The 14,272-nt window shown below is 68.7% G+C and carries 14 protein-coding genes; 7 read left to right on the top strand and 7 right to left on the bottom strand.

Annotation, left to right across the window (positions count from 1 at the left end; translation table 11 throughout):
• The first annotated feature begins 96 nt into the window (after positions 1 to 96).
• Entirely contained in the window at positions 97 to 651 is a 555-nt protein-coding gene (locus I7X18_RS26850; protein WP_193045722.1) for a carboxymuconolactone decarboxylase family protein, read from the top strand.
• A gap of 9 nt (positions 652 to 660) precedes the next feature.
• Here I7X18_RS26850 and I7X18_RS26845 read toward each other — a convergent pair whose 3' ends face one another.
• Complete coding sequence (locus tag I7X18_RS26845) at positions 661 to 2,778, bottom strand: elongation factor G-like protein EF-G2 (protein WP_193045723.1); 2,118 nt, start codon at positions 2,776 to 2,778, stop codon at positions 661 to 663.
• Between the two features lie 106 nt (positions 2,779 to 2,884).
• On the opposite strand from I7X18_RS26845, the gene I7X18_RS26840 reads away from it, so the two are divergent.
• On the top strand, positions 2,885 to 4,516 hold the full coding sequence (locus tag I7X18_RS26840; protein WP_193045724.1) for a dihydroxyacetone kinase family protein: 1,632 nt from the start codon (positions 2,885 to 2,887) through the stop codon (positions 4,514 to 4,516).
• On the opposite strand, the gene I7X18_RS26835 is transcribed toward I7X18_RS26840, so the two are convergent.
• The gene (locus I7X18_RS26835) at positions 4,513 to 4,848 is read right to left on the bottom strand and encodes a hypothetical protein (protein ID WP_193045725.1); all 336 of its coding nucleotides are present in this window, start codon (positions 4,846 to 4,848) and stop codon (positions 4,513 to 4,515) included. The genes I7X18_RS26840 and I7X18_RS26835 overlap by 4 nt on opposite strands.
• Before the next feature lie 100 nt (positions 4,849 to 4,948).
• Between I7X18_RS26835 and I7X18_RS26830 the strand changes: the two genes are divergently transcribed.
• Positions 4,949 to 6,520 carry an HNH endonuclease signature motif containing protein gene (locus I7X18_RS26830; RefSeq protein WP_198730489.1) on the top strand — a complete coding sequence of 524 codons (1,572 nt, stop codon included), beginning with the start codon at positions 4,949 to 4,951 and terminating at the stop codon, positions 6,518 to 6,520.
• A gap of 11 nt (positions 6,521 to 6,531) precedes the next feature.
• On the opposite strand, the gene I7X18_RS26825 is transcribed toward I7X18_RS26830, so the two are convergent.
• The 3 genes from I7X18_RS26825 to I7X18_RS26815 are packed head-to-tail and all read right to left on the bottom strand — an operon-like array spanning position 6,532 to position 8,294.
• Positions 6,532 to 7,206, bottom strand: coding sequence for a cytochrome b (locus I7X18_RS26825; RefSeq protein WP_193045727.1), 675 nt, complete (start codon positions 7,204 to 7,206; stop codon positions 6,532 to 6,534).
• Positions 7,185 to 7,592: a TIGR03668 family PPOX class F420-dependent oxidoreductase gene (locus I7X18_RS26820; protein ID WP_193045728.1), complete on the bottom strand. Its 408-nt coding sequence runs from the start codon at positions 7,590 to 7,592 to the stop codon at positions 7,185 to 7,187. The genes I7X18_RS26825 and I7X18_RS26820 overlap by 22 nt, the downstream gene beginning before the upstream one ends.
• Before the next feature lie 36 nt (positions 7,593 to 7,628).
• Positions 7,629 to 8,294: a hypothetical protein gene (locus tag I7X18_RS26815; RefSeq protein ID WP_193045729.1), complete on the bottom strand. Its 666-nt coding sequence runs from the start codon at positions 8,292 to 8,294 to the stop codon at positions 7,629 to 7,631.
• A 195-nt stretch (positions 8,295 to 8,489) separates the two neighbouring features.
• Here I7X18_RS26815 and I7X18_RS26810 point away from each other — a divergent pair, with 195 nt between their 5' ends.
• The 4 genes from I7X18_RS26810 to I7X18_RS26795 are packed head-to-tail and all read left to right on the top strand — an operon-like array spanning position 8,490 to position 12,308.
• Positions 8,490 to 9,617 (top strand): ABC transporter substrate-binding protein, encoded by a 1,128-nt coding sequence (locus tag I7X18_RS26810; RefSeq protein WP_193045730.1) that lies wholly within the window; start codon positions 8,490 to 8,492, stop codon positions 9,615 to 9,617.
• 8 nt (positions 9,618 to 9,625) lie between these two features.
• The gene (locus tag I7X18_RS26805) at positions 9,626 to 10,468 is read left to right on the top strand and encodes an ABC transporter permease (protein ID WP_404822793.1); all 843 of its coding nucleotides are present in this window, start codon (positions 9,626 to 9,628) and stop codon (positions 10,466 to 10,468) included.
• Positions 10,465 to 11,271, top strand: coding sequence for an ABC transporter permease (locus tag I7X18_RS26800; RefSeq protein WP_193045731.1), 807 nt, complete (start codon positions 10,465 to 10,467; stop codon positions 11,269 to 11,271). Before I7X18_RS26805 ends, I7X18_RS26800 begins: the two co-directional genes overlap by 4 nt.
• The gene (locus tag I7X18_RS26795; protein WP_193045732.1) at positions 11,268 to 12,308 is read left to right on the top strand and encodes an ABC transporter ATP-binding protein; all 1,041 of its coding nucleotides are present in this window, start codon (positions 11,268 to 11,270) and stop codon (positions 12,306 to 12,308) included. Before I7X18_RS26800 ends, I7X18_RS26795 begins: the two co-directional genes overlap by 4 nt.
• On the opposite strand, the gene I7X18_RS26790 is transcribed toward I7X18_RS26795, so the two are convergent.
• Together I7X18_RS26790 and I7X18_RS26785 are read right to left on the bottom strand one after the other, a co-directional pair.
• Entirely contained in the window at positions 12,207 to 13,589 is a 1,383-nt protein-coding gene (locus tag I7X18_RS26790; RefSeq protein WP_193045733.1) for a diaminopimelate decarboxylase family protein, read from the bottom strand. The two genes, I7X18_RS26795 and I7X18_RS26790, sit on opposite strands and share 102 nt — an antisense overlap.
• Before the next feature lie 90 nt (positions 13,590 to 13,679).
• On the bottom strand, positions 13,680 to 14,258 hold the full coding sequence (locus I7X18_RS26785; RefSeq protein ID WP_193045734.1) for an orotate phosphoribosyltransferase: 579 nt from the start codon (positions 14,256 to 14,258) through the stop codon (positions 13,680 to 13,682).
• Positions 14,259 to 14,272: the final 14 nt, after the last annotated feature.

The following is a 14,272-nucleotide window of genomic DNA, read 5'->3' as shown; positions in this document are numbered from 1 at the left end:
CAGCTGCGGCGAAGATCACGTTGCCAGCAAAGTGCCGAGTATGGCATATATTGCCCCTGCCGATGACCTTGATTTTTGCTGGGAAGAGGACTTGGGATGCTGACGCCGTTGCCCGCCGAGGAATGGGACGACCGGACCCGCGCAGCGCTCGAGAGTGCGGTGCCGCCGGAGCGCCGCGACCCCGACTCGGCGGGTAATGCGCTGGCCACGCTGGCGCGTCACCCCGACCTGGCCGCCAAGTTCCTGCCGTTCAACACGTATCTGATGGAGCATGCGACACTGCCTCCCCGATTGCGGGAGCTGGTGATCCTGCGCGTCGCACACCAACATGGCTGCGCGTACGAGTGGGTCCACCACCGCGCGATCGGGAAGATGGCCGGCCTGTCAGACGCCGACGTCGAGGCGGCGCGTACGGGTGCGGCCGCCGGCGCGTTCGACCGACTGGTGCTCACCGCCGTCGACGAGATGCACCACGGGTCGCAGATCAGCCCGCAGACGTGGGAGGCGCTGGGGGAGCGCCTCGACGAGCGGGCCCGGATGGACCTCATCTTCATCGCCGGCGGTTACGGGGTGCTGGCGACCGCGCTCAACACCTTCAGGGTGGAACCCGAACCCTGGGCGGGCCAGCCGGAGTTCTACGAGACCGACTGAACACGGCCGTCAGCTCGCGGCGCGGACCCTGGCCGCCGCGTTCTCCGGCATCGGCTCGTACCGGGCGAAGGATCGGTGGAAGACGCCCGCGCCGTGGGACAGGGAGCGCAGATCCACCGCGTAGCGGACGAGTTCGGCCTGGGGCACTTCGGCGAGGACGACCGTGCGGTCGGCACCCGATCGCTCGGTCCCCAGCACGCGGCCACGCCTGCCGGATAGATCGCCCATCACCGCACCCACGAGATCGTCGGGCACCGTGATGGACACGGTGTCAACGGGTTCGAGCAGGTTGACGGTCGTCGCCGCGGCGGCGTCACGCAGCGCCAGCGCACCGGCCATCTGGAAGGCGAAGTCGGAAGAGTCCACGCTGTGGGCCTTGCCGTCCACCAGCGTCACCCGGACGTCGACCACCGGATAGCCGGGGGCCCCCTCGAGGGAAAGGCCCTTGTCCATCTGCGCCCGCACCCCCTTCTCGACGCTCGGGATGAACTGTCGCGGAACGGATCCACCGACGACCCTGTCGACGAACTCCAAGCCGGCGCCTTCGGGGAGCGGTTCGACCTCGATGTCACAGACCGCGTACTGACCGTGCCCGCCGGACTGCTTCACGTGACGGCCGTGGCCTTTGGCGCTGCCGCCGAACGTCTCCCGCAGCGGAATGCGCAAGTCGATCACGTCCACCGTCACGCCGTAACGCCGGGACAGAGCGTCGAGGACGACGGCGGCGTGCGCCTCACCCATGCACCACAGCACGATCTGGTGCGTCTGCGGGTTCTGCTCGATGTGCAGCGTCGGATCCTCGGCGGCCAGCCGCGTCAAACCCACCGACAGTTTGTCCTCATCGGTTTTCGCACGCGGCGCCACCGCGACCGGCAGCAGCGGTTCGGGCATGGCCCACGGTCTCAGTACCAGCGGATCGGCCTTGTCGGACAACGTGTCTCCGGTTTCCGCGCGGGTCAGCCTGCCGATCGCGCAGATGTCTCCGGCCACTACCGACGGTGCGGGTCGCTGCTGTCTGCCCAGCGGGAAAGACAGGGTGCCGATGCGTTCGTCCTCGTCGTGGTCGGGGTGACCGGAGCCGGTCACCGAGTCGTCCGCCGCGCCGAAGAAGGACGAGAAATGGCCCGACACGTGCACGGTCATGTCGGGCCTGATCGTCCCCGAGAACACCCGGGTGAGGCTCACTCTGCCGACGTAGGGGTCCGAGGTCGTCTTGACCACCTCGGCCAGCAGCGGGCCGGCTGGATCGCACGTCGGGGCCGGGCGGGCAGCGCCCTGGGGGGTGAACAGCTCGGGCAGTGGGTGTTCCAGCGGAGAAGGAAAGCCGCGGGTCACCGCCTCGAGTAGTTCGAGGGTGCCCACACCGCTGCTGCTGCAGACCGGGATCACCGGGAAGAAGGAGCCGTGGGCGACGGCCTTCTCCAGGTCGCCGATGAGCGAAGCCTGGTCGATGTCCTCGCCACCGAGGTAGCGCTCCATCAGCGATTCGTCCTCGGACTCCTCGATGATGCCCTCGATGAGGGTGCCGCGCAGTTCGGTGTACTCGTCGAGATGGGGCGCGCCGGGTGGTTCGCCGGTGAGTAGGCCGGTCAGCTCGGTGCCTGTGAGGAAGTACAGCGGAACCACCTTGTCGCCGAACGATTCCCGGGCGGCACTGAGGGCTTCGCCGTAGGAGGCGCGGGCGTGGTCGAGTTTGGTGATCACCACCGCGCGCGGCATGGCCACCGCGTCGCACTCCCGCCACAGTAGTTTCGTCGGCTCGTCGACACCCTCGTTGGCGGCGATCACGAACAGCGCACAATCAGCGGCGCGCAGGCCGGCGCGCAGTTCCCCGACGAAGTCGGCGTAGCCGGGGGTGTCGATCAGGTTGATCTTGACGCCGTCGTGGAGCAGCGGGGCGAGCGCCAGACCGACCGAACGCTGCTGGGCCACCTCGATGTCGTCACAGTCGCAGACCGTCGTGCCCTCGGTGACCGCGCCGGCGCGGGTGAGCACACCCGCGGCGACCAGCAGGGCCTCGACCAGGGTCGTCTTCCCGCCGCCGGACGGCCCCACCAGTGCGACGTTGCGGATGGCCTCGGGGTGGTCCGCGGTGGGCACCGGTTGCGACGTCGTCTTGTCCGCCATGGCTTTCCCTCCTGCGTCGCTTTCCCTCCTGCGTTCGACCCGCAAACCCCACCCTGCTCCGATGTGATCTGCAACACAAGGGGCTGCTCCCCCTACAGTCGGGGTCATGGCGCACCGGTACTTCCTCGATTCGGTCGATTCCTTCCTGCCCGACGCGTTGCGCGGCTTCGTTGCGGCGAACCCCGAGGTCACCTGGCACCGGGACCCGGGCTTCCTCGCGCGCCGCGCGCCGACACCGCCGGGCCGGGTGGCGGTGCTCTCCGGTGGCGGGTCGGGGCACGAGCCCATGCATTCTGGGTTGATCGGTTCGGGGCTGCTGGACGCGGTCTGTCCGGGGCCGATCTTCACCTCGCCGAATGCGCTGCAGATCGCTGGTGCGACGCGCCACGTCCACTCCGATGCCGGCGTGCTCCACATCGTGAAGAATTACACCGGCGACATGATGAACTTCCGCATCGCGCGGGACATCGTGCGCGACGAGGGAATCGACACCGACGTGGTGGTGGTGGCCGACGATGTGGCCACCGAATCGGACGGCGACGGCCCGGGGCGGCGCGGCACCGGGGCGACGATCGTGGTCGAGAAGGTCTGCGGTGCCGCCGCGGCGGCCGGTGCGACGCTCGCGGAGGTGACAGCGCTCGGCCGACGCGTCGCGGAGAACGCGCGCAGTATGTCGGTGGCCCTCGACCCGTGCACCGTGCCCGGATCCGACCGGCCGTCATTCGACCTCGGACCGGACGAGATCGAGATGGGCATCGGCATCCACGGCGAGTCGGGTACCGAACGCACGCAGTGGCGTCCGGCGACCCAGATCGTGCAGGCACTGTTGGAGCGGATCCTCGCCTCGCTCGACGTGGCGGCGGGGGACCGGGTCATCGTCGTGGTCAACGGCTTGGGCAGCACGCACCCGCTGGAGCTGAATCTGGTGTTCGGGCAGGTGCTCGAGCAGTTGCGGGCAGCGGAGGTGCGGGTGGTGCGCAGCCTGGTGGGCACGATGATCACCGCGCTCGACATGCGCGGGGCGTCGGTGACCGTGGCACGGGTCGACGACGAGATCGTGGGGCTGTGGGATGCGCCGACGGATGCGCCGGCGTGGCCGCGACTCGCCGCTGCAGAACCGGGAGATCTGGTGGACACCACGGTGGCCGAACCTGACGACGGCGCTGCTTCGGGACCCGAATGTGGTTGGCTGACAACGTTCGTCGAGCGGGTGCAGGGCGCGGTCGACGAGCTGACCGCGCTGGACCGGCAGGTCGGCGACGGTGACTTCGGGCTGAACATGTCGGCGGCGCTGGGGCATTTCGATCTGCCGCTGCGAGGGTCGGACGCCGAGGTGCTCGACGCGATCGCACGCTCGTACTTCGTCCGGTCGGGTGGGACGTCCGGTGCGGTGTTCGGCACGCTGTTCCGTGAGCTGTCGAAGGCGTTCGCCGAGAGCGACGAATTCCGTGCGGCGTTGGCGGCGGGCACGGGGGCCGGTTTGGAGTCGGTGGTCGAACTCGGCGGGGCACACGTCGGGGACAACACCGTCGTCGACGCGTTGCATCCGGCGAACGAGGCGCTACAGCAGGGTGCTTCGCTGGCCGAGGTCGCGCGGGCGTCCGTCGAGGGTGCGGAATCGACGCGTGACCGGGTGGCCCGCAAGGGTCGGGCGAGCTATGTCGGTGAGGCGTCGCGCGGCGCGACCGACCCTGGCGCGCTGGCGATCTCGTGGCTGTTCGAGGCGGCGGCCGGCTAAAAGGCGACCTGCAGGACGAACAGAATCAACAGGACGTAGGCGAGACCGACGAAGACGCCGATGACTCCGAGCGCGATCAGCGCGCGGCTTTCCTTGACGTCCACGGCTGCGACGTAGAAGCCGACGGAGCAGACCGCAGCGACGATGCTGGCGACGACCTGGATACGCGCGATGAGGACGTCTCTGTCGGACGGATTGTTGCCACGCGCGAATTCGTACGCCCCGACCGGCCCGCTGAGGGGAAGTCTCGCCAGTATGAACGCGATGATCAGCGCGACCGCGGAGAACGCCAGCAGGTAGGCGGCACGCTTGGTGGCGCATGCATCGGACATCAGGCCTCCGCGGGAGGTTTACTTCGGACGGTCGGAGTGTAGGTCGGAAGTTGAATCGCGCGAGCCATCAATGTCGGTGGGTCGGATTACACTCGCACACATGTTCGATGAATCCTCGTCAGACGAGTTGGTGGCGGTTATCGCTGACTCCTATCGTGAGGAGTCGACGCTGGTGGGGCGCCGGGTGGCGGCGGTGGCGGAGTTGTTGGGTCGGCGCACGTGGGAGGCTGAGGCCGAGGACCCGGACTGCGGGTACATGATCGTGACGGGGTTGCAGCGAACCAGTGCCGAAGTGGCTGCCGTGATGAACCTGCCCGCTGGCACGGCCAGCACGCTGGTGGCCAACGCCGAAGCCCTGGACAGCCGCTTCCCGACAGTCATGGCGGTGCTGTGCGCGGGGGACACTGATTGGCGCACGGTGCAGATCATTCTCAAGCGCACCGAACTGGTTCGGGATTTGTCGGTGCTCGCCGCCCTCGACAGCAGGTTGTCGTCCGGGGTGGCGCGCTGGCAGTCGTGGTCGCGTAAACGGGTCAACAACACCGTCGACGCCGCGGTGCGCGCGTTGGATCCCGACGCCATCCGGGAACGCGAAACCGCTGAAGACAATCGGCATTTCGACGTCATCCCGGTGGGGAACGGCACCGCCAAAGTCGACGGGGTCCTCGACGCGGAATCGGCGGTGATCGTGGATGAGAAGCTCGCCGCCCTGGCCAACGGGGTGTGTCCGCAGGATCCGCGCACCCTGGACCAGCGGCGCGCGGATGCGGTGGCGGCGATGGCCCAGGGCATCACGCTGGCGTGCCGATGCCCGGCCTGCTCGAGCGCCGGCACACCCGCGCCGACCGTGGATGAGGGCCGTGGCGTGCGGACGGTGATCAATGTGATCGCCGACCAATCCACCGTGCTGGGTATCGGGAACAAGCCCGGGTATCTGGCCGGGTTCGGGGTGATCGACGCCGAGGTGGTGCGGCGCATGGTCGAGCGGGCCACCTTGCGGGTGCTCACCGCGCCGGTGGTGACCGCCGAAGAGATGAGGCGCTATCAGCCGACGGCGGCGGTGGAACGGTTTGTGCGGATGCGGGATCTGACGTGCCGGTTCCCGGGGTGTGACCGCCCCGCTGAGCGCTGCGACGTCGACCATACGATTCCGTTCAACCATGTCGACCCGTCCAAGGGTGGCTTCACCACCCCGAACAATCTGAAATGCCTGTGCCGCCAACATCATCGGCTCAAAACGTTCGACAACGGGTGGCATGATGTGCAATTGCCCGACGGCACCATTGTGTGGACGTCGCCGACCGGGCGGATGTACTGCACCGCCCCCGGCGGCATCGAGTTGTTCCCCCGGATGGGACCGCCGGCGTGTGTGGAGCCGAAAGCACGCCGTCGCAACCTGTCTCGGGAACGCGCAAAACGTGTCGCGCACAGGCGGGAGCGCAACCGCACCCTGCGGCCGGTCAACGCCGCGCGCCGCAGGCTCGACGCCGCGCGCAAGCATGAGATCGAGAACCGCAAGGACCGCAACCGTCGACGTCGCACCGCGCTGTTGATGCTCGAGCACCGAAGAAAAGCCAACCCGTACCTGCGCTGGATCAACGAGCCCGACCAACCCGAAACCCTCCCACCGGACTGGCAACCACCACCCGAACCCCACGAACCACCCTTCTGAGGATCGCGTGACTACAGCATCCGCGACAGATGGCGGTTTCGTCGCACCACCGTGTGCTTGAGGATCAGGCCCACGTGCGCAGCGATGACCGCGAGGAAGACCACTTGTGCGGCGATGTGCAGTATCAGCCAATGCTCGCCACCGGCGATCAGGATCAGTCCGGTCGCCGGGACCATGAACAGCATTGTCAACAGCATCTTCTCCAGCGTCGCTTCGAAACGCCGCTCGCCGGCGCCGAGGTGATCGGCCCACGGGGGCAGCCCTCCCATGCGGCGCCAGATCACCCGCGTCAGCGCCAACAGGATGAGCGAAACACCCAGCAGCACATGCATTTCCGGCAGCGACAAGCCGTCGCTGAACCCGTCCCTGTTGAGCAGGCTCGATGCCGCGTCCGCCACGTAGCCGTCCTCGCGGGCGTCCAACTCGTCGTCGAGTCGGTCCAGTTCGGCCTCGAAGCGTTCCTCGGCCGCCTCGCCCTGCTGCTCGGCGCGGTCCTCACCGGTGTCCTCGAGTGCGTCGATGCGGTCCTTCTCGCGATCGAACACCGCGTCGTCGGCCTCCATCGACCACCCGACCCCGAACTGCGCCGCGACGACGATCACCGTCAGCCAGTGCAGCACCTTCGTGACGACGCCGTAGCCGTGCTCACCGTTTCGTAGCCGTTTCACGCCTGCCACGACGACCATCGCCGCACCGCCACCGTGACGACCGGGCCGTCGAGCTCGAGGCGCTGATACTGCGGATACTTCTGTCGCAGCATTGCGTAACCGGCGGCCATCTCGTCCCCGCTGTGGTGGATGGCGGCCTCGCCGTCGGCGCGCACCCACCACAGCTGACTCCAGTCGTCGGCGTAGTGGTCGACGATCAGACAGACACGCGGATCGGCCTCGATGTTGGCCAGCCGGCGCAACCGCTGCGTCGACTTCCGTTTGGCGTCCACCGCGGTGTAGACCGTGTCGTTGTGCACGGCGAACACCACCGGCACCAGATGTGGTGCGCCGTCGGGGTTGATCGTGGCCAGCGCTGCCGCGGGGGCAGCGGAGAACCTGTCGACAGGGTCGAATTCCGCCATGCCGTCAGCCTATTGGCGTGACGGCCGGCGCGTGACTCAATCGGGTTCGCGCGGATTGTTCGGCTTACGGATGGCGGGGCTCTTCGTCACCCCGATCTCGGGCTTCTTCGTCTGGCTCGGCCGTTGCGTCGGCCGGTACACCGGCCCGCTGTTGGCCGGTGCCTGCGACTCCGGGGGTGGCGGTGGCGGAGGGGGAGGCGGCGGAGGTGGCGGGGGCTCGCTGGTGCGCGTCGGCGTCGGCGCCACGGTCGACGACGGTGTCGGCGCGACCGTCGACTCCTGCTCGCCGCCGTCACCGGAACCACCGACGAGCAGCAATACCGCCGACACCACGAGCGCCACCGCCGCGAGCGCGACGACCACGAGCACCGCGACCGCCTGCCGCGTGCGATACCACGGGGGCGGCGGCGGCCGGAAGGACCACGTGTTGGCGTCGAACGCGTCGAAGTGCTCGTCGTCAACGGGCAGGCGACCTATCGGTTCGCCCCACGTGTCGGCACCGGCGTACTCGGGTGCAACGTATTGGGGCTCGGCGTATTGGGGCTCGGCGTATTCGGGCTCGCTGTAATCCGCTGCCGTGGGTTGGTAGACCTCGTCGTAGTCCTGCTCGGCCGCCGCGCCGTGCCCCGTGCCCGCACCGCCGTGATGGGGCGGTTCGTCCCAGCGGTAGTCGAACTCCCCCGGGGCTTCGCGTTCGGCCACGTCCCGATGTTATCCCCGCGACCAGCACAAATGCGCGCCTGCCGGGTGTACGGGTCAGGTCTTGGCCAACGTCCTGCCTGATCCGCCTGGTCACGGTAGTGTTCTCACGCCCCGTTCGGATCCATTCACTGCGGTGACGGGACGCCGTAACCGCCGCGTCACCGCTGCGCCTCCTGACCATCGGAAGGTTCGGCAATGATCACTTCACGGCTGCTGGCAGCCTGCACATCCGCGCTCCTCATCTCCGGTCTGGTGGCCTGCGCCCCGCCGGAGAAAGAGTCCGGCGGCGGCGAGACCGACTCGGGCGTCAAGGTCTCCGAGGCCGTCTCGGCGGCCGACTTCGGGGGCATGGACAAGCTCGTCGAGGCGGCCAAGTCCGAAGGTGAGCTCAACGTCATCGCGCTTCCCCCGGACTGGGCGAACTACGGCGCGATCATCGACGCGTTCTCGAAGAAGTACGGGATCAAGGTGAACTCGGCGCAGCCCGACGCCGCCAGCCAGGATGAGATCAACGCCGCCAACCAGCAGCGCGGCAAGTCCTCCGCCCCCGATGTCTTCGACCTCGGCCAGTCCGTGGCCCTGGCCAACACCGGCATGTTCGCGCCGTACAAGGTCGAGACCTTCGACGACATCCCCGCCGAGTTCAAAGACCCAGACGGCACCTGGGTCAACGACTACGGCGGCTACATGTCGATCGGCTTCGACTCCGCCAAGGTCCCGCCCGTCACCAGCGTCAACGATCTGCTCAAGCCCGAGTACCGCGGCAAGGTCGCGCTCAACGGCGACCCGACGCAGGCCGGCGCCGCGTTCTCCGGCGTGATGATGGTGGCGCTGAGCCAGGGTGGGTCCGCCGACGACATCGCACCGGGCGTCGAGTTCTTCCGCAAGCTCAAGGAGTCGGGCAACTTCCTGCCCGTCGACCCCACGCCGGCCACCATCGAATCCGGCCAGACCCCGGTGGTCATCGACTGGGACTACCTCAACGCCGCGGAGACCAAGAAGCTGCCCAGCTGGCAGGTCGTCGTGCCGCCGGGACCCGCCGTCGCGGGCTACTACTACCAGGCCGTCAACAAGGAGGCCCCGCATCCGGCCGCCGCGCGCCTGTGGCAGGAGTTCCTCTACAGCGACGAGGGCCAGAACCTCTACCTCGGCGGCGGCGCACGGCCCGTGCGCGCCGAACCCATGCAGAAGGCGGGGACCCTGGACAAGGCGGCCTGGGACGCGCTCCCGGCTGTCGAGGGTGAGCCGGTCATCGTCTCGGTGGACCAGAACAAGAAGGCCACCGAGTACCTGGCCGGCAATTGGGCCAGCGCGATCGGCTGACGAACACCGTGAGACGCCTGCGCGACGGGGTGCCGCTGCTGCCGTTCTTCGCCGTCCTGACGATCTTCCTGCTCGTCCCGACGGTGACGGTGGTGGTGAGCGCCTTCGTCGCCGACGGCGCCTTCTCGCTGGACCGCGTCGAGGCGCTGTTCACGGCGACCGCACTGTCGGCGCTGTGGAAGAGCGTGCTGCTCTCCGGCAGCACCGCACTCATCGGTGCGGTCCTCGGTGCGGTGCTGTCGTGGCTGATCGTCAGCAGCCCGCCGGAGTCGATGGTGCGCCGTGGAGTGCTCGCGCTGTGCAGTGTGCTCGCCCAATTCGGCGGTGTGGCACTGGCCTTCGCATTCCTGGCCACCGTCGGGCTCAACGGGGTGCTGACGCTGTGGATCCAACAGGCGGTGGGCTGGAACCTGGCCGGATCCGGCTGGCTGTACAGCCTGTCCGGGCTGATCCTGGTGTACACCTACTTCCAGATCCCCCTGATGGTCATCGTCTTCGTCCCCGCGCTCGAAGGGCTGCGCGAACAGTGGCGGGAGGCGGCGGTCAACCTCGGCGCCTCGACCTGGCAGTACTGGCGCGAGGTCGGCTTCCCACTCCTGATGCCCGCGTTCCTCGGATCGCTACTGCTGTTGTTCGCCAACGCCTTCGCCGCCTACGCGACCGCGGCCGCGCTGGTCAGTCAGGGCAGCCCGATCGTGCCCCTGTTGATCCGGTCCGCTCTGACCAGTGAGGTGGTGCTCGGCCAGTCCGGGTTCGCCTACGCGCTCGCGCTGGAGATGATCGTCGTCGTGGCGGTGGTGATGGTGGCCTACAACGCGCTGGTGCGCCGCACCGCGAGGTGGCTGCAGTGAAACGAGCTGTGCGAGTGGTCCTCTGGATACTGTTCGGGCTGTTCTTCCTGTTCCCGCTCTACGCCATGGCCGACTTCTCGACGCGCGACCTGATCGGGGGCGGCCGCACGCTGCGGGCGTGGGAGAACCTGGTCGCCGATGAGGCGCTCTACCAGGCGATCATCGTGTCCCTGCTGCTGGCGGTGCTCACCGTCGTCGCGATGCTCGCCGTGCTGGTGCCGACCATGATCTGGGTGCGGTTGCGAGCGCCGTGGGCGCGTCGGCCGGTCGAATTCCTGTGTCTCCTACCGTTGACCATCCCGGCGCTGGTCATCGTCGTCGGATTGAAGAACGTGTACCTGTGGGTGACGTACTTCCTCGGGGAGTCGGCGCTGACGCTGACGTTCGTCTACGTCGTGCTGGTGCTGCCGTTCGCCTACCGGTCCATCGACGCGGCGCTGTCCGCCATCGACCTGCAGACGCTGTCGGAGGCGGCCCGCTCACTCGGCGCGGGGTGGGGATCCACGATCCTGCGGGTGGTGGTACCCAACATCTGGTCGGGCATCCTGTCGGCGGCGTTCATCTCCATCGCCGTCGTGCTCGGGGAGTACACCATCGCCTCGTTGAGCGGCTACCAGACGCTGCAGGTGCAGATCGTGGCGCTCGGCAAGACCGACGGCCCGACTTCGGTCGCCGCGTCGCTGGCCGTGCTGCTGTTCGGATTCGCTCTGCTGCTTGTGCTTTCGTTCGTGACCCGCGGCCGCCGTCGCACATCGACCGCCGACCCGGCGGTCCCCACCCCCGCACCGTCAGGAGCCGCATGACCGCCGGAGTCGCCGTCGAACTCAACGACCTGACCCGCGTTTACGGCAGCGTCCACGCACTCGACGGGCTGACGCTCCACATGCGCCCGGGTGAACTGGTCGCGCTGCTGGGTCCGTCCGGGTGCGGTAAGACCACCGCGCTGCGCATCCTCGCCGGCCTCGACGAGGCGACGTCGGGTTCGGTGTCGGTCGACGGCCGCGACGTCAGCCGGGTGCCCGCCAACAAACGCGATATGGGCATGGTGTTCCAGGCGTACAGCCTGTTCCCGCACCTCACGGTGCTCGACAACGTCGCGTTCGGTCTCAAGATGCGCGGAAAATCCAAGGGGGAGCGCACCTCTCGGGCCGCAGACATGCTGGACCTGGTCGGCCTGTCGGCGCACAAACACAAGTACGCCAGCGAGCTCTCCGGTGGGCAGCAGCAGCGGGTCGCGCTGGCCCGCGCCCTGGCGATCCAGCCGCGGGTGCTCCTGCTCGACGAACCGCTGTCCGCACTCGACGCCAAGGTCCGCGCACAGCTGCGCGACGAGATCCGCCGGGTCCAGCTCGAGGTCGGGACCACCACGCTGTTCGTCACCCACGATCAGGAGGAGGCGCTGGCCGTCGCCGACCGGGTCGGCGTGATGAACCAGGGCCGCCTCGAGCAACTCGCCGCCCCCGCCGAGCTGTACGCACACCCGGCCACGCCGTTCGTCGCCGAATTCGTCGGGCTCAACAACAGGGTGACCGCCACCGTCGACGGCGGCCGCGCCAAGGTGTTGGGCACCGATGTGGCGGCGCTGGACGGGTCGATCACCTCGGGCGACGGCCTCGCCCTGGTGCGCCCCGAATCCGTCACCGTCACCGCGGGCGCCACCCCGAATGCGACGGTCAGCTCGGTGGCGTTCCTCGGGTCGATCTCCCGGGTGTACTGCACCCTGGCCGACGGCAGCGTCCTATTCGCTCAGCTGCCCAGTGCGGCGGCCGCGCCGTTCGCGGCGGGCGACGCCGTCACCGTCGGCGTCGAACCCGACCCGGTACTCGTCGTTCCCCGCTGACCAGCCGCGGTCACGGGCCAGTAGGTCGTCGATCGTCTCCCGGCACACCAGTTCCGACGCCCTGCCCAGGCACACGGAGATCACCGGCGGCCGGCCGATCATGGTGTAGGCCGACGCCATGCTGTGGTGGTAGGCGCCGGTGACCGGGACCGCGAGCAGGTCGCCGGGGCGGATGTCGGCGGGCAGCGTCGCGTTCCGGATGAGTTCGTCACCCGATTCGCTGTGCCGGCCCGCCACCGTGACCGTCTGCGTTGGTCCGGGCGTGTTTCTGTTCGCCAGCGCGACACTGTATTTCGCACCGTACAGCGCGACGCGCGGGTTGTCGGACATCCCGCCGTCGACGATGACGACGGTGCGCCCATGCTGCTCGGACTTCACCGCGAGCACCCGGTACAGCGTGACACCGGCGCGTGCGCTGACCGCTCGCCCCGGTTCCACCATCACCCGCGGCCGGGGGAACCGTTCGGCCGCGCACGCGGCGTCCAGAGCATCGTCGATCCGGGCGGCGAACTCGGTGAGGTCCAGCGTGGGGTCTCCACTGACATACCCGACACCGTGCCCGCCGCCGAGGTCGAGTTCCCCGAGCAGCACGCCGTGGCGGGCCCGCACATCGGCCATGAAGGCGATCATGCGGCGCACCGCGGCGTCGTAGTGTGCCGGATCGGTGACCTGGGAACCGATGTGGCAGTGCACCCCGACGAGTCGCAACCGCGGTTGGGCGACGATGCGCTGCACCGCCGCGGCCGCCGCCTGGTCGTCGTCCACGCCGGGGGTCAGGTGCACCAGCACCGGCTGTGGCTGCGGCGCCGCGCTCGCCAGGTAGGCGATCTCGACGAGGGAGTCGATGACCACGCGACCCACCCCGGCGTCCAGCGCTTCGCGCACCTCCTTGGGCGGTTTGCCATTGCCTTGCAGGATGATTCGGGCCGGCTGCACGCCGCCGGCCAGCGCGGTGGCCAGCTCACCCGCGCTACTGACGTTCACGCCTGCGCCGGCCTCGGCCACCCACCGCGCCACCGTCGTGGTGAGCAGCGACTTGCCTGCGTAGACCAGGGCGGCGTCCGGCAGGGCTGCCCGGTAGTCCCGTAACCGGCTGCGGAAATCTGCCTCGTCGAGCACGTATGCCGGGGTTCCGTACTGGTCTGCCACGTCGGTCAGGGCCACCCCGCCGACGCACAGTCGGCCGTGTCTGTCGACGGTCGTGGTGCGCGGCCAGATCGCCGGGTCGATGCGCGGTGTCGCCGCGTGCTGCAGGGTCGGAACGTAGTCGAGCAGGGTCATACTGCCACCGTGCTCCCGGCCGGGGCGCCACGGCAGTGTCCTTGACGAACTCTTGACGCCGCGGCGGCGAATCTCTACGCCGTGCGGCGGCTACACCGCTTTGACCGGTTCAATCCCCAGATCGCGGTAGCTGACCAGCGCGGCGAACGGCACGCCCCGCTCGGCGAACAGCGTTGCGGCGACATCGCCGCGGTCGACCATCGGGATGACTCCGGTGACCACCGCACCGGCCGCGACGACCCGGTCGAACGCCAGCGCCGTCGACCCGCCGGTACTGATCACGTCGTCGACCAACAGCACCCGCATCCCGGGTTCGATCCGGGTGCCCTCGATCCACTGTTCGCGGCCGCGTTGTTTCTGCTCCTTGCGCACCGAGAACCAGGCCGCGCCGGTGACCATCGCGATGCCGTGCGCCAACGGGTCGGCGCCCATGGTCAGACCGCCGACGGCGTCGAATTCGATACCGGTGCGGGCGGCCAGGTCGGCGACCGCGCGGCTCACGATCGACAGCCGCTCACCGTTGTCGATGGCGTACTTACCGTCGATGTAGTCGTGGCTGAGCTGACCGCTGGCGAGGCGGAACGGCTCCTCGCGGTGTTCGTAACCGCGGGTGCGGATCAACTCGAACGCCGCCTGCCAGGTTTCGGGTCGTTCGCTCGCAGCAGACATAACCGCGATCGTAT

It is taken from the genome of Mycolicibacterium baixiangningiae (assembly GCF_016313185.1).
GTDB classification, from domain to species: Bacteria; Actinomycetota; Actinomycetes; order Mycobacteriales; family Mycobacteriaceae; genus Mycobacterium; species Mycobacterium baixiangningiae.
The sequence above is the reverse complement of the archived record's forward strand: the minus strand, read 5'-3'. Positions and strand labels throughout refer to the sequence as shown.

What these genes read in the sequence shown, in the direction of transcription:
- I7X18_RS26850 (WP_193045722.1), top strand. Translation starts at nt 97, where the DNA reads ATGCTGACGCCGTTGCCCGCCGAGGAATGGGACGACCGGACCCGCGCA.
- I7X18_RS26845 (WP_193045723.1), bottom strand. Translation starts at nt 2,778, where the DNA reads ATGGCGGACAAGACGACGTCGCAACCGGTGCCCACCGCGGACCACCCC.
- I7X18_RS26840 (WP_193045724.1), top strand. Translation starts at nt 2,885, where the DNA reads ATGGCGCACCGGTACTTCCTCGATTCGGTCGATTCCTTCCTGCCCGAC.
- I7X18_RS26835 (WP_193045725.1), bottom strand. Translation starts at nt 4,848, where the DNA reads ATGTCCGATGCATGCGCCACCAAGCGTGCCGCCTACCTGCTGGCGTTC.
- I7X18_RS26830 (WP_198730489.1), top strand. Translation starts at nt 4,949, where the DNA reads ATGTTCGATGAATCCTCGTCAGACGAGTTGGTGGCGGTTATCGCTGAC.
- I7X18_RS26825 (WP_193045727.1), bottom strand. Translation starts at nt 7,206, where the DNA reads ATGGTCGTCGTGGCAGGCGTGAAACGGCTACGAAACGGTGAGCACGGC.
- I7X18_RS26820 (WP_193045728.1), bottom strand. Translation starts at nt 7,592, where the DNA reads ATGGCGGAATTCGACCCTGTCGACAGGTTCTCCGCTGCCCCCGCGGCA.
- I7X18_RS26810 (WP_193045730.1), top strand. Translation starts at nt 8,490, where the DNA reads ATGATCACTTCACGGCTGCTGGCAGCCTGCACATCCGCGCTCCTCATC.
- I7X18_RS26795 (WP_193045732.1), top strand. Translation starts at nt 11,268, where the DNA reads ATGACCGCCGGAGTCGCCGTCGAACTCAACGACCTGACCCGCGTTTAC.
- I7X18_RS26790 (WP_193045733.1), bottom strand. Translation starts at nt 13,589, where the DNA reads ATGACCCTGCTCGACTACGTTCCGACCCTGCAGCACGCGGCGACACCG.
- I7X18_RS26785 (WP_193045734.1), bottom strand. Translation starts at nt 14,258, where the DNA reads ATGTCTGCTGCGAGCGAACGACCCGAAACCTGGCAGGCGGCGTTCGAG.